Source organism: Aeromonas sp. 604176, from assembly GCF_049170755.1.
GTDB classification, from domain to species: Bacteria; Pseudomonadota; Gammaproteobacteria; order Enterobacterales; family Aeromonadaceae; genus Aeromonas; species Aeromonas veronii_A.
The window spans coordinates 1-12,704 of sequence record NZ_JAAKNE010000124.1 but is presented as its reverse complement, the minus strand read 5'-3'; the positions used below and the strand labels follow the sequence as shown (position 1 = coordinate 12,704).

Annotated in this window: 10 protein-coding genes and 1 pseudogene; 10 read left to right on the top strand and 1 reads right to left on the bottom strand. The window is 58.5% G+C overall.

Features of this window, described 5'->3' with window-relative positions; genetic code table 11:
- The 7 genes and pseudogenes from G5358_RS17815 to pnp form a co-directional block, all read left to right on the top strand.
- Window positions 1–179, top strand: a pseudogene (locus tag G5358_RS17815) (ribosome maturation factor RimP); the annotation flags it as partial.
- Between the two features lie 14 nt (window positions 180–193).
- The gene (gene nusA / locus G5358_RS17810) at window positions 194–1,693 is read left to right on the top strand and encodes a transcription termination factor NusA (RefSeq protein ID WP_421324612.1); all 1,500 of its coding nucleotides are present in this window, start codon (window positions 194–196) and stop codon (window positions 1,691–1,693) included.
- 24 nt (window positions 1,694–1,717) lie between these two features.
- Entirely contained in the window at window positions 1,718–4,423 is a 2,706-nt protein-coding gene (gene infB / locus G5358_RS17805) for a translation initiation factor IF-2 (protein ID WP_216951946.1), read from the top strand.
- Between the two features lie 55 nt (window positions 4,424–4,478).
- Window positions 4,479–4,916 carry a 30S ribosome-binding factor RbfA gene (rbfA, locus tag G5358_RS17800; protein ID WP_005338799.1) on the top strand — a complete coding sequence of 146 codons (438 nt, stop codon included), beginning with the start codon at window positions 4,479–4,481 and terminating at the stop codon, window positions 4,914–4,916.
- A 1-nt stretch (window position 4,917) separates the two neighbouring features.
- Window positions 4,918–5,868 (top strand): tRNA pseudouridine(55) synthase TruB, encoded by a 951-nt coding sequence (gene truB / locus G5358_RS17795; RefSeq protein ID WP_005338798.1) that lies wholly within the window; start codon window positions 4,918–4,920, stop codon window positions 5,866–5,868.
- Between the two features lie 144 nt (window positions 5,869–6,012).
- Window positions 6,013–6,282: a 30S ribosomal protein S15 gene (gene rpsO, locus G5358_RS17790; protein WP_005338797.1), complete on the top strand. Its 270-nt coding sequence runs from the start codon at window positions 6,013–6,015 to the stop codon at window positions 6,280–6,282.
- 167 nt (window positions 6,283–6,449) lie between these two features.
- On the top strand, window positions 6,450–8,591 hold the full coding sequence (gene pnp / locus G5358_RS17785) for a polyribonucleotide nucleotidyltransferase (RefSeq protein ID WP_337073533.1): 2,142 nt from the start codon (window positions 6,450–6,452) through the stop codon (window positions 8,589–8,591).
- A 226-nt stretch (window positions 8,592–8,817) separates the two neighbouring features.
- On the opposite strand, the gene G5358_RS17780 is transcribed toward pnp, so the two are convergent.
- Window positions 8,818–9,906, bottom strand: a complete 1,089-nt coding sequence (locus G5358_RS17780) for a ketoacyl-ACP synthase III (protein WP_421324610.1) — start codon at window positions 9,904–9,906, stop codon at window positions 8,818–8,820.
- Window positions 9,907–10,131: 225 nt separating this feature from the next.
- On the opposite strand from G5358_RS17780, the gene G5358_RS17775 reads away from it, so the two are divergent.
- The 3 genes from G5358_RS17775 to G5358_RS17765 all read left to right on the top strand — a co-directional run.
- Window positions 10,132–11,073, top strand: coding sequence for a LysR family transcriptional regulator (locus G5358_RS17775; RefSeq protein WP_421324609.1), 942 nt, complete (start codon window positions 10,132–10,134; stop codon window positions 11,071–11,073).
- A 128-nt stretch (window positions 11,074–11,201) separates the two neighbouring features.
- Complete coding sequence (locus G5358_RS17770) at window positions 11,202–11,810, top strand: LysE family translocator (protein ID WP_216951940.1); 609 nt, start codon at window positions 11,202–11,204, stop codon at window positions 11,808–11,810.
- A 97-nt stretch (window positions 11,811–11,907) separates the two neighbouring features.
- Window positions 11,908–12,704 (top strand): peptidase U32 family protein (locus G5358_RS17765; protein ID WP_421324608.1); only part of this gene is annotated, 797 nt, incomplete at its 3' end.

Genomic DNA, 12,704 nt, shown 5'->3' with positions numbered 1-12,704 from the left:
AATACGTTGGCCAAGAGGCGGCGGTAACGCTTCGGATGGCAACAAACAACCGCCGCAAGTTCAAAGGCGTAATCAAAGCCGTGCAGGGCGACATGATCACTCTGACGGTAGATGGTAAGGACGAAGTGTTGGCTTTCACCAATATCCAAAAAGCGAACATTGTGCCGAACTTTGGTTAACGAGGCTATCGGATATGAATAAAGAGATTTTGCTGGTCGTTGACGCAGTATCCAACGAGAAAGCTGTACCCCGCGAGAAGATCTTCCAGGCTCTGGAGACTGCGCTGGCGACTGCGACCAAGAAGAAATATGAAGGCGAGATTGAAGTGCGCGTTGAAATCGATCGCAAGACCGGTGACTACGACACCTATCGCCGTTGGGTGGTGATTGCGGATCAAGCCGCAATGGAGAACCCTTATGCCGAGATCACTCTGGAAGCAGCCCAAATCGAGCAGCCGGAGATCCAGATCGGTGAGTACGTTGAAGACCAGATCGATTCTGTCACCTTCGACCGTATTACTACCCAGACTGCCAAGCAGGTTATCGTGCAGAAAGTGCGCGAAGCCGAGCGTTCACAAGTAGTTGATCAGTTTAAAGATAAAGAAGGCACCATCATCAGTGGTGTGGTCAAGAAGAGCAACCGCGACAACGTCATCCTGGATCTGGGCAGCAATGCTGAAGCCGTGATCTTCCGTGATGACATGCTGCCGCGTGAAACCTTCCGCCCGGGCGACCGTGTCCGTGGCCTGCTCTATGCAGTGCGTCCGGAAGCCCGTGGTTCCCAGCTGTTTGTCAGCCGTTCCAGCCCGGACTTCCTGAAAGAGCTGTTCCGTATCGAAGTACCGGAGATCGGTGAAGAAATGATCGAAATCATGGGCGCTGCCCGTGATCCGGGTTCCCGCGCCAAGATCGCGGTGAAGACCAACGATCGTCGTATCGACCCGATCGGTGCCTGTATCGGTATGCGTGGCGCCCGTGTGCAAGCTGTCTCCGCCGAGCTGAGCGGTGAGCGCGCTGACATCGTGCTGTACGATGACAACCCGGCCCAGTACGTGATCAATGCCATGGCACCTGCCGATGTGGCCTCCATCATAGTTGATGAAGACAACCACACCATGGATATCGCCGTGGAAGCTGCCAACCTGGCTCAGGCCATCGGTCGCAATGGTCAGAACGTGCGTCTGGCCTCCCAGCTGACCGGTTGGGAGCTGAACGTGATGACCGTTGAGGACATGCGTGCCAAGCACCAGGCCGAAAACGACCGCATCATGAACCTGTTCACCAGCACCCTGGACATTGACGACGATTTCGCCGGTCTGCTGATGGAAGAGGGCTTCTCTACCCTGGAAGAGATCGCCTTTGTACCGGTCAACGAGCTGCTGGCTATCGACGGTCTGGATGAAGACATGGTCGAAGAGCTGCGCAAGCGCGCCAAAGATGCCCTGACTACCAAGGCACTGGCCAAAGAAGAGTCTTTCGATGGCGTTGAGCCGTCCGAAGAGCTGCTCAATCTGAACGGTCTGAGCCGCGAACTGGCTTACGCTCTGGCGGGCCGTGGCGTGGGCACCCTGGAAGATTTGGCTGAGCAAGGTATTGATGACCTTGCTGGTATTGAAGGGCTGACTGCCGAGAAGGCAGGTGAGCTCATTATGGCTGCTCGCAATATCTGTTGGTTCGGAGAAGAGCAGTCTTAAGTAAGATCAAACGGAGGAAAATGAATGGCAGAAGTATCAGTCAAACAACTTGCCACTGACATCGACACACCGGTTGATCGTCTTCTCCAGCAGTTTGTCGATGCCGGTATCAGCAAGAGCAAGGCCGACGACATGGTCAGCGAGTCTGAAAAGCAGACTCTTCTGGCGCACCTGAAGAAACAGCATGGAGGTGACGAGGTCGCCGCTCCTGCCCGCATGACTTTGCAGCGCAAGACCAAGAGCACCATCAGTGTTCAGGGAACCGGCGGCAAGAACAAAGAAGTGCAGGTGGAAGTTCGCAAATCTCGCACCTATGTAAGACGCTCGGCGCTGGAAGAAGAACAGCGTCAGGCGGAAGCCGAGGAAAAAGCGCGTTTGGAAGCAGAAGAAAAAGCTCGTCGCGAAGCCGAAGAGAAGGCTCGCCTCGACGCTGAAGAGAAGGCTCGCCGTGAGGCTGAGCAGGCTCGTCGTGAAGCTGAGGAAAAGGCGCGGATCGAGGCACAACAAAAGGCTCGACAGGCTCAACAGCCCGCCAAAGCAGCCAGTAGCACAGCTCAGCAAGAGGCAGAAAAGATGGCCAAGCGCGAAGCAGAAGAACTGAAGCGCCAACAGGAACAGACAGCTTTGAAAAAAGCTGAAGAACTCGCCGCGAAGAAAGCCGAAGAGGCTCGCATCATGGCGGAACAGAACGCAGCCCGCTGGGCTGAAGAAGAAGCCGCTCGTGCAAAAGAGAGCAGCGATTATCACCTGACTACCAACAAGCATGCGCAAGCTGCAGAAGACGAGCTGGATCGCAAAGAAGAGACCAGCCGCCGTACTGCCGCCGCCGCTGTCAAGGCCCCGAAAAAGGCGGGTCGTCGCGATGATGATCGCAATGATCGCAACTCCCGTGATCCGCGTGCCCGTAAAGGCAAACGTGGCAAGGTCGCTACCCCGAACGCCATGAAGCATGGCTTCAACAAGCCGGCTGCCGTGGTGAACCGCGACGTTGTCATCGGCGAGACCATCACAGTGGCCGAGCTGGCCAACAAGATGGCCGTCAAGGGCGTTGAAGTCATCAAGGCGATGATGAAGATGGGTGCCATGGCCACCATCAACCAGGTGATTGACCAAGAGACCGCTCAGCTGGTCGCCGAGGAGATGGGTCACAAGGTTGTGCTGCGTCGTGAGAATGAGCTGGAAGAGGCGGTACTGTCCGATCGTGACGAGACCTCCGAAGCCAAGCCGCGCGCACCTGTCGTTACCATCATGGGTCACGTTGACCACGGTAAGACCTCGCTGCTGGACTACATTCGTAAAGCCAAGGTTGCTGCTGGCGAAGCCGGTGGTATTACCCAGCATATCGGTGCTTACCACGTCCAGACCGACAGTGGCATGATCACCTTCCTGGATACCCCGGGTCACGCGGCGTTTACCTCCATGCGTGCTCGTGGTGCCAAGGCGACCGACATCGTGGTCCTGGTTGTTGCAGCTGACGACGGCGTGATGCCGCAAACCATCGAAGCAATCCAGCACGCCAAGGCGGCCGGTGTGCCGCTGGTTGTTGCGGTCAACAAGATCGACAAGCCTGAAGCGGATCCGGATCGCGTCAAGACCGAGCTGGCCCGTTACAACGTCATGTCCGAAGATTGGGGTGGAGACTGCCAGTTCGTGCACGTATCTGCCAAGTCCGGTCAGGGTATCGACGATCTGCTGGAAGCCATCCTGATCCAGGCTGAAGTACTGGAGCTGAAAGCGGTGGTTGACGGTATGGCCAACGGCGTCGTGATCGAATCCTTCCTGGATAAAGGTCGTGGTCCGGTTGCTACCGTACTGGTACAAGAAGGTACTCTGCGTCAGGGCGACATCGTTCTGTGTGGTCTCGAGTACGGCCGTGTTCGCGCCATGCGTGACGAACTGGGTCGCGAGATCAAGGAAGCGGGTCCGTCCCTGCCGGTGGAAATCCTGGGTCTCTCCGGCGTTCCCTCTGCCGGTGACGAAGCCACTGTTGTCCGTGACGAGAAGAAAGCCCGTGAAGTGGCGCTCTATCGTCAGGGCAAGTTCCGCGAAGTCAAGCTGGCTCGCCAGCAGAAGGCCAAGCTGGAAAACATGTTCGCCAACATGACCGAGGGCGAAGTGTCCGAAGTAAACGTGGTGATCAAGGCCGACGTACAAGGTTCTGTGGAAGCGATCTGCGATGCGCTGGTCAAACTCTCCACCGACGAAGTGAAGGTGAAGATCGTGGGTTCCGGCGTAGGTGGTATCACCGAAACCGACGCGACCCTGGCTGCTGCTTCCAGCGCCATCCTGGTTGGTTTCAACGTCCGTGCCGACGCGTCTGCGCGCAAGGTCATCGAATCCGAGAGCCTGGATCTGCGTTACTACTCCGTCATCTATGACCTGATCGACGAAGTGAAGCAGGCCATGAGCGGCAAGCTGGCCCCTGAGTATCGTCAGGAGATCATCGGTCTGGCCGAAGTGCGTAGCGTCTTCAAGTCTCCGAAGTTCGGCGCAGTTGCCGGTTGTATGGTTACCGAAGGTGTGGTCAAGCGTTCCAACCGTATCCGCGTTCTGCGTGACAACGTGGTTATCTATGAAGGCGAGCTGGAATCCCTGCGCCGCTTCAAGGATGACGTCAACGAAGTTCGCAACGGCTACGAGTGTGGTATCGCGGTCAAGAACTACAACGACGTGCGTGAAGGCGACCAGATCGAAGTTTACGAGACTGTTGAAATCCAACGGACTCTGTAAGCCGAGAGTTAGACAAAATAGGGGGCCGCGGCCCCCTTTTATCGCAGGATAGAATATGGCCAGAGAATTCAGCCGGACCCGTCGGGTCGGACAGCAGATCCAGCGTGAAATCGCGCTGATCCTGCAGCGCGAGGTGAAAGACCCGCGCATCGGCATGGTGACTGTTTCCGATGTGGAAGTGTCCCGTGACCTCAACTATGCCAAGATTTACGTCACCTTCTTGCAGCTGGAAAATGATGCCGAGCGCATCAAGGAAGGCTTGCAGGGTCTGACCGAAGCAGCCGGATATATCCGTAGTCTGCTGGGCAGTGCCATGCGTCTGCGCGTGGTGCCCGAGCTGCGTTTCTACTACGACCAGACCCTGGTCGAGGGGATGCGTCTCTCCAACCTGGTGACCAACACTGTGCGTGAAGACAAGCGTCGCATGGCCGAATCCGGCCGTGATGAAGAAGCTGAATCCGCACCGGATGACACGACTGAGGATAAAGCCTGAGATGACCCGAAGACGTCGTTTCAAGGGCCGTGATGTGCACGGCATTCTGCTGCTGGACAAGCCGACCGGCCTGACCTCCAACGATGTGTTGCAGAAGGTCAAGCGCATCTACAACGCCGCCAAGGCCGGTCACACCGGCGCACTGGATCCGCTGGCGACCGGCATGCTGCCGATCTGCCTCGGCGAGGCCACCAAGTTCTCCCAGTATTTGCTGGAAGCGGACAAGCGCTATGAGGTGACCGCCAAACTGGGCGAGCGCACCAACACCAGCGACTCTGATGGTGAGGTGGTCTCCACCCGTCCAGTGAACGTGGCTGTCGGTACCCTGATTGAGGCGCTGGACCAGTTCCGCGGCCCCATCATGCAGGTGCCCTCCATGTACTCTGCGCTCAAGCACAACGGCCGTCCGCTCTACGAATATGCCCGCGAAGGCATCGAGATTGAGCGTGAAGCCCGTCCCATCACCGTATTCGAGCTCAAACTGCTGAGCTTCGAAGGTGATGAAGTGCGCCTTGAAGTGCACTGCAGCAAAGGCACCTACATCCGCTCTCTGGTGGATGATCTGGGTGAAGTGCTGGGTTGTGGCGCCCACGTGACCCAGTTGCGTCGTACCCAGGTGGCCAGCTATCCGTACGAGCGGATGCTGACGCTGGAGCAACTCGAGTGCATCTTCGAGCAGGCCAAGGCCGAGAGCATCCCGCCGCGCGAGCAGCTGGATCCGCTGTTGCTGCCGATGGACACCGCCGTAGCAAGCTTGCCCGAGGTGAACATGCTGGCGGTTGTGGCTGCCTATGTGAATCAGGGCCAGGCCGTGCAGGTGGCGGGTGCGCCGCAAAGCGGTCAGGTTCGCATGACGGTCGGCCCGGAGCGCGAGTTCATCGGGGTTGGCGAGATTGATGATGATGGCCGCGTCGCTCCCAAGCGACTGGTGCGTTATCACGACGAGGAGTGATCCTCAGGCGGTATCAGAACGTCTTTCCCGTTTCGCCTCTTTATCGTTGCGAAAAGGGGCGGGGACGATTATGATACCGCCCTCATTTCACGGCTGAATTAGAGATTGGCTGTGAACCTTTAAACACTCTACTGGAGTATTACCATGTCTCTAAATGCTGAGATCAAAGCTCAAATCGTTGCTGACAACGCTCGTTGCGCCAACGACACCGGTTCCCCCGAAGTGCAAGTTGCCCTGCTGACTGCCCAGATCAACCATCTGCAAGGTCACTTCAAAGAGCACTCCAAGGACCACCACGGTCGTCGCGGTCTGCTGCGCATGGTTTCCCAGCGTCGTAAGCTGCTGGACTACCTGAAGCGTAAAGATTCCGAGCGTTATGCTGCTCTGATCGCCAAGCTGGGTCTGCGTCGTTAATCGACCATCAGATTTCGCGAAAAAGGGGAACCGTCAGGTTCCCCTTTTTTATTGCTCTTCAAGCCGTTGCCTGCCTCACAGAATTCGCGTCGCCGCTTACCTTTTGCATCGAATCAAGTATACTTGTGCGCGAATTTAAAGAGCCAAATTGTAAAAAGGAAATTCACGTGAATCCTATTGTAAAGTCATTCCAGTACGGTCAACACACCGTCACACTGGAAACCGGTGTGATGGCCCGTCAAGCCACTGCGGCCGTTATGGTCAGCATGGACGATACCTGCGTATTTGTGACCGTAGTCGGCAAGAAAGAGGCCGATCATGGCCGTGATTTCTTCCCGCTGACCGTCAACTACCAGGAGCGTACCTATGCTGCTGGTCGTATCCCGGGTGGTTTCTTCCGTCGTGAAGGCCGTCCGAGCGAAGGCGAGACCCTCATCTCCCGTCTGATCGACCGTCCTATTCGTCCGCTGTTCCCGGAAGGCTTCCTCAATGAGGTTCAGGTCGTTGCGACCGTAATGTCCGTGAATCCGGCCGTATCCCCCGACATCGTTGCCATGATCGGTGCCTCTGCTGCACTGGCCATCTCCGGTATCCCGTTTGGCGGCCCGATCGGTGCTGCTCGCGTGGGTTACATGAATGGTCAGTATGTGCTGAACCCGACCACTACCGAACTGCCGCAGAGCGATCTGGATCTGGTGGTTGCCGGTACTGCCAACGCGGTACTGATGGTTGAGTCCGAAGCGGCCATCCTTTCCGAAGAAGTGATGCTGGGCGCCGTGGTATACGGTCACGAGCAGATGCAGACCGTGATCAATGCGATCAACGAGTTTGCCGCTGCCGTCGGCACCAAGCCGTGGGACTGGACTCCGCCCGCCGTCAACGAAGCGCTGAAAGCCAAGGTTGCCGAGCTGGCGAGCGCCGAACTGGGTGAAGCTTACCGCATCACCGAGAAGGCTGTTCGTTACGAAACCATCGCGGCCATCAAGGGCCGTGTGGTTGAGCAAGTTATCGCTTCCGGCGTGGAAGAAGATGCCAAGAAGATCGGCGAAGAGTTCCACAGCCTGGAAAGCCGCATCGTTCGTGGTCGCGTAGTACGTGGTGAGCCGCGTATCGATGGTCGCGATCCGGAAATGATCCGTGCCCTGTCTGTCGCTACCGGCGTATTGCCCCGTGCTCACGGTTCTGCCCTGTTCACTCGTGGTGAAACCCAGGCTATGGTCGTTGCGACCCTGGGTACCGAGCGTGACGCCCAGAACATCGACGAGCTGACCGGCAACCGTGCCGATCGCTTCATGCTGCACTACAACTTCCCGCCATACTGCGTCGGTGAGACCGGCATGATGGGTAGCCCGAAGCGTCGTGAAATCGGTCACGGCCGTCTGGCCAAGCGCGGCGTTGCTGCCGTGATGCCGAGCGCCGCCGAGTTCCCGTACGTGGTGCGCGTGGTCTCTGAAATCACCGAATCCAACGGCTCCTCCTCCATGGCGTCTGTCTGTGGTTCCTCTCTGGCGCTGATGGATGCCGGTGTGCCGATCAAGGCCTCCGTCGCCGGTATCGCCATGGGTCTGGTGAAGGAAGAAGAAGGTTTCGTCGTGCTGTCTGACATTCTGGGTGACGAAGATCACCTGGGCGACATGGACTTCAAAGTAGCCGGTACCACCGAAGGTGTGACCGCGCTGCAGATGGACATCAAGATCGAAGGCATCACCAAAGAGATCATGGAGATTGCCCTGAAGCAAGCTCGTGGCGCCCGTCTGCACATCCTCAAAGTGATGGATGAAGCAATCCAGGCTCCCCGTGCCCAGATCTCTGATTTCGCACCGCGTATCCACACCATCAAGATCAATCCTGAGAAGATCAAGGACGTGATCGGTAAGGGTGGTTCCGTGATCCGTGCGCTGACCGAAGAGACCGGCACCAACATCGAGCTGGATGATGACGGTACTGTACGTATCTCCGCCGTGGCCAACGAAGCTGCCATGGAAGCGATCCGTCGCATCGAGGCCATCACCGCCGAGATCGAAGTGAACCGCATCTATGAAGGTAAAGTTGTCCGTCTGGCCGATTTTGGTGCATTCGTCAACATTCTGCCGGGCAAAGATGGTCTGGTACACATCTCCCAGATCACCGACGCTCGCGTGCAGAACGTGGCTGACCATCTGACCATCGGTGACGTGGTCAAGGTGAAGGTACTGGAAGTGGACCGTCAGGGCCGCGTACGTCTCTCCATCAAGGAAGCGAACGCTCCGACTGATGCAGCCCCGGCTGCTGATGCTCCGGTTGCTGCCGAAGCGCCTGCCGCAGAGTAATCTGTCCTCCTGAACCGGATTCTCCGGTTGCAGTAAAAAGTCCGGCGCCCTTTGGGGCGCCGGACTTTTTTATGCGCTCAGACTCATCACGCCGAAGTTGGCTCTCTGCTCAGGATGTGGTGGGCATTGCCGGAGCCTCAAGAGGTCAGGTTAGAAAAGTGTCGCGAAGGGGGAGGGAGAGCGGTGTGGGAGAAAGGAGCCTGAGGATTCAGGCTCCTGATAAGGATCAGGCCTCGTTGGCGTGGGCCTTCTGACACCCTTCGACGGCGTGAGCAATCAGTTCCAGTGCGCTCTGGTCGCACGGTGGCAGCTCGGCCTCGCACTTGTTGATAGGGGTAACACGATCGCCCCACTTGATGATGGCTGCGCCCCAGGTCAGGCCGGCACCGAAGGCGGCAGTCAGCAGATAGGAATTCGGTTTGACGCGCCCCTGCTCCAGCGCTTCGCACAGGGCGATAGGTACGGTGGCTGCGGAGGTGTTGCCGTAGTTTTCGATGTTGACCATCACCTTCTCCATCGGTGCATTCATCCGTTTGGCGAGGGTCTCGATGATGCGGATATTGGCCTGGTGCGGCACGATCAGGTCGACCTGCTCCGGCGCAATACCGGCCTGCGCCAGCACAGTGCTGGTGGCCTCACCCATGCCGCGCACAGCACGTTTGAAGATCTCCGGCCCTTCGAAGTTGAAGGTGAACAGGCCATCGATATCGGCAAAACGCACCCGGTCGGTACCGAAGTTCGGTACATGCAGGATCTCCCGCGCTTCGCTGTCGCAACCCAGCTTGTTGGCGATCAGGCCACACTCCTGCTCGCTCGCCTCGATTACTACGGCACCAGCACCATCGCCAAACAGCACGGCGGTATCGCGGCGCGCCCAGTCCAGCAGGTAGGTGAGGCGCTCAGCACCAATCACCAGCACCTTCTTCATCATGCCGGTTTGCACCAGCGAGGTGGCGACCGAGAGAGAGTAGACGAAACCGGTGCAGGCGGCGTTGAGGTCGAACACGGCAGCGTTGACGGCGCCCAGCTTCTTTTGCACCGCAGAGGCGGCGCTTGGCAGCAGGTTGTCCGGGGTGGCGGTGGCCAGAATGATGCCATCGAGATCGCTGGCTTCCAGACCGGCGCAGGCCAGTGCGCGGCGACCGGCCAGGGTGGCGAGATCCGAGGTGCTGACATGGGAGATCCGGCGGGCCTTGATGCCGGTGCGCGGATAGATCCACTCGTCTGATGTATCCATGATGGTGCTGAGGTTGTCGTTGGTCAGCACGGAGGGAGGCAGGCATTTGCCCCAGCCGGTGATATTGGCGTATTTCATCTTGTTACCGCTTCTCAAGTGGATCGCCCGCGGGCGGAAAATCGTGCAATTATGCCGTACGAGACAACCACTGTCATCTTGTGGTCATGGTTATGTGCAGGGGGCTCAGCTGTGCCATCTGGTCGCAAAGGGCTGCAACGTGCGGAATATGGCTGGAAATTTTGCTTAAAACGCGGGACTCATCTGCCCTAAGATAGGCGTTTCACCACCGATGAGGGTATCTCCTTGCTCAGAGCCAATCTCAACTTGTTGCCGACCCTCAAGGTGCTGCTGGAGACCCGCAATATCAGCCGCGCCGCCGAGCTGCTGCACCTGAGTCAGCCCTCCATCAGCAAGCAGCTTGCCCAGTTGCGCAGCGAGTTTGATGACGAGTTACTGGTGCGGGAGGGGCAACGCTGGCTGCTGACGCCACGGGCCGAATTGTTGGCCGCCCAGCTGGCGGATTCTCTCGGTGCGCTGGAGCGGCTCTACGAGGCGCCCGGATTTGACCCGAGCCGCTGCGAGCGGGTATTTCGGCTCGCCTCTTCTGATTATGTGGCCCAGCATATCCTGCCCGATATCTGTGCCGCGCTTGCCAAAGAGGCGCCGTTGGCGGCGCTGGAGTTCAGCCTGTGGGACAAGCGTCAGCTGCCGCAGTTGTGGCAGTCCGAGCTCGATCTGGTCTCCACCATCACCGAGCTGGTACCGGAGCAGATCCGTGGTCTGCATCAGGGGGAGGATAGACTGGCGGTGCTGATGGGAAGCCACCATCCGCTGGCGGGCAAGGCGCTGAGTCTCGATGACTATCTCGCCTGGCCTCACCTGCAGGTGAGTGGCGGTGGCGACAAGGACAGCCCGGTGGAGCAGGTGTTGGCGCCGCAGGGACTGAGGCGGCGCTGGTTTGCCAGAGTTCCCTTCTTTCAGGCGGCGGTGGAGGTGTTGTTGCGCACCGATTGCCTGATGACTACCCCGGCCCATATCGCCTGGCAGCTCTCCTGCGGCCATGAACTCACCTTTGTCGATCTGCCATTTGCTACCCGCGACCAGCAGTATCATCTGCTGTGGCACCAGCGCCACCATCAGGATCCGGCCCACCGCTGGTTTCGCGAGCTGGCCTACCCATTCCTGCGGGATCATCTGCAACGCACCGTTGGCGAGAGTCGCAAGCTGCTCGAGCTCGGCGGTTAGCCGCAGTCAGTTGTGTGGTGCCATAGCCATTGGTTATGGAATCTATTCATAACTTTCACTACTGGCATAATGGCTCAGCCCGTACTCTGAAGGCAGGTCATCATATCGAGCATATAAAGAGGAAATGCATGGAACTGACGAGTTGGCTGGCACTGGCCGCAATCTGCGTGATGGGGGCCATCAGCCCGGGGCCGAGTCTGGCGCTGATCATCCGCAACACGGTGCAGGGAGGGCAGGGGCATGGCGTCGCCACTGCGCTTGGCCACGGCCTCGGGGTTGGTATCTATGCGCTGGTTACCGCGCTTGGCCTCTCCATCCTGATCACCCAGACCCCGATCCTGTTTGATCTGATCCGCTACGGCGGTGCAGCGTTTCTTGCTTGGCTTGGGATGAAAGCCCTGCTGGCAAAACCAGCCAGTGGTGAAGCGAGTGAAGAGGTTCACCAGCGGCGTGGTCGGCAGGGAGCCTTTGAAGGTTTTATGGTGGCCTTTCTCAATCCCCAGCTGGCGGTCTTCTTCATCGCCCTGTTCAGCCAGTTTGTGCGGGCCGATACCGGTTGGAGCGAAGGGGGCATCATGATGCTCACCGCGGGCGGGATCGATGCCGTCTGGTACGTGCTGGTGGCGCTGGTGCTCTCCCGCGGGCCTGTGCTGGCGTGGCTTAAAGCCAAATCCTTTGTCATCGACAAGGTGAGCGGGCTGGTGCTGCTGGGACTGGCACTCAAGGTGGTTATCTAATCCTGCATTTTGCGGATACCTTAAGCGGGATCAAGGCATGCGGGTGGTGAATGGGCTAGAGTAGCGCCCATTTTCTGTCCGCCCTGATCCCGAGACCATGCACCAGAACAAGCACCCGTTAAGCCACAACAACCGGTTGGAGCTGCTGGCTCCGGCCAAGAACCTCGCCTACGGCATCGAAGCCATCAACCATGGCGCCGATGCCGTCTACATGGGGGGGCCGGCCTTTGGCGCCCGTAGTGCGGCGGGCAACTCCATCGAGGATATCGAGGCGCTGGCGCGCCACGCCCACCGTTTCGGCTCCCAGGTCTTTGTCGCCTTCAACACCCTGCTGCACGATCACGAGCTGGAGCAGGCCCGGCGGCTGACTCACCAAATATATGAAGCGGGAGCAGATGCGCTCATAGTGCAGGATATGGGGCTGTTGGCCCTCGATCTGCCACCCATCGCGCTCCATGCCAGTACCCAGACCGACAACCGCACGCCAGAGAAGGTGAAATTTCTGCAGGATGTGGGCTTCTCTCAGGTGGTACTGGCGCGCGAACTGTCTCTTGCGCAGATCCGCGAGATCAGTGCGGCGACCAATGTGCAGCTGGAGTTTTTTATCCACGGCGCGCTCTGCGTTTCCTACAGCGGCCAGTGCAATATCAGCCATGCCCGCACCGGCCGCAGCGCCAACCGAGGTGAGTGTGCCCAGCTCTGCCGTCTGCCCTGCTCACTGCAAAAGCCGGACGGTGAAGTGCTGGTGGCCGACAGCCACCTGCTGTCGCTCAAGGATATGGATCAGACCGACAACCTGGAGGCCTTGATCGAGGCGGGGATCCGCTCCTTCAAGATTGAAGGGCGTCTCAAGGGGCTCGACTACGTCAAGAACGTCACCGCCTGGTATCGCCA

Excerpts from the sequence above, each read along its gene's own strand:
- nusA (WP_421324612.1), top strand. The coding sequence starts at position 194 with ATGAATAAAGAGATTTTGCTGGTCGTTGACGCAGTATCCAACGAGAAA.
- infB (WP_216951946.1), top strand. The coding sequence starts at position 1,718 with ATGGCAGAAGTATCAGTCAAACAACTTGCCACTGACATCGACACACCG.
- rbfA (WP_005338799.1), top strand. The coding sequence starts at position 4,479 with ATGGCCAGAGAATTCAGCCGGACCCGTCGGGTCGGACAGCAGATCCAG.
- truB (WP_005338798.1), top strand. The coding sequence starts at position 4,918 with ATGACCCGAAGACGTCGTTTCAAGGGCCGTGATGTGCACGGCATTCTG.
- rpsO (WP_005338797.1), top strand. The coding sequence starts at position 6,013 with ATGTCTCTAAATGCTGAGATCAAAGCTCAAATCGTTGCTGACAACGCT.
- G5358_RS17780 (WP_421324610.1), bottom strand. The coding sequence starts at position 9,906 with ATGAAATACGCCAATATCACCGGCTGGGGCAAATGCCTGCCTCCCTCC.
- G5358_RS17770 (WP_216951940.1), top strand. The coding sequence starts at position 11,202 with ATGGAACTGACGAGTTGGCTGGCACTGGCCGCAATCTGCGTGATGGGG.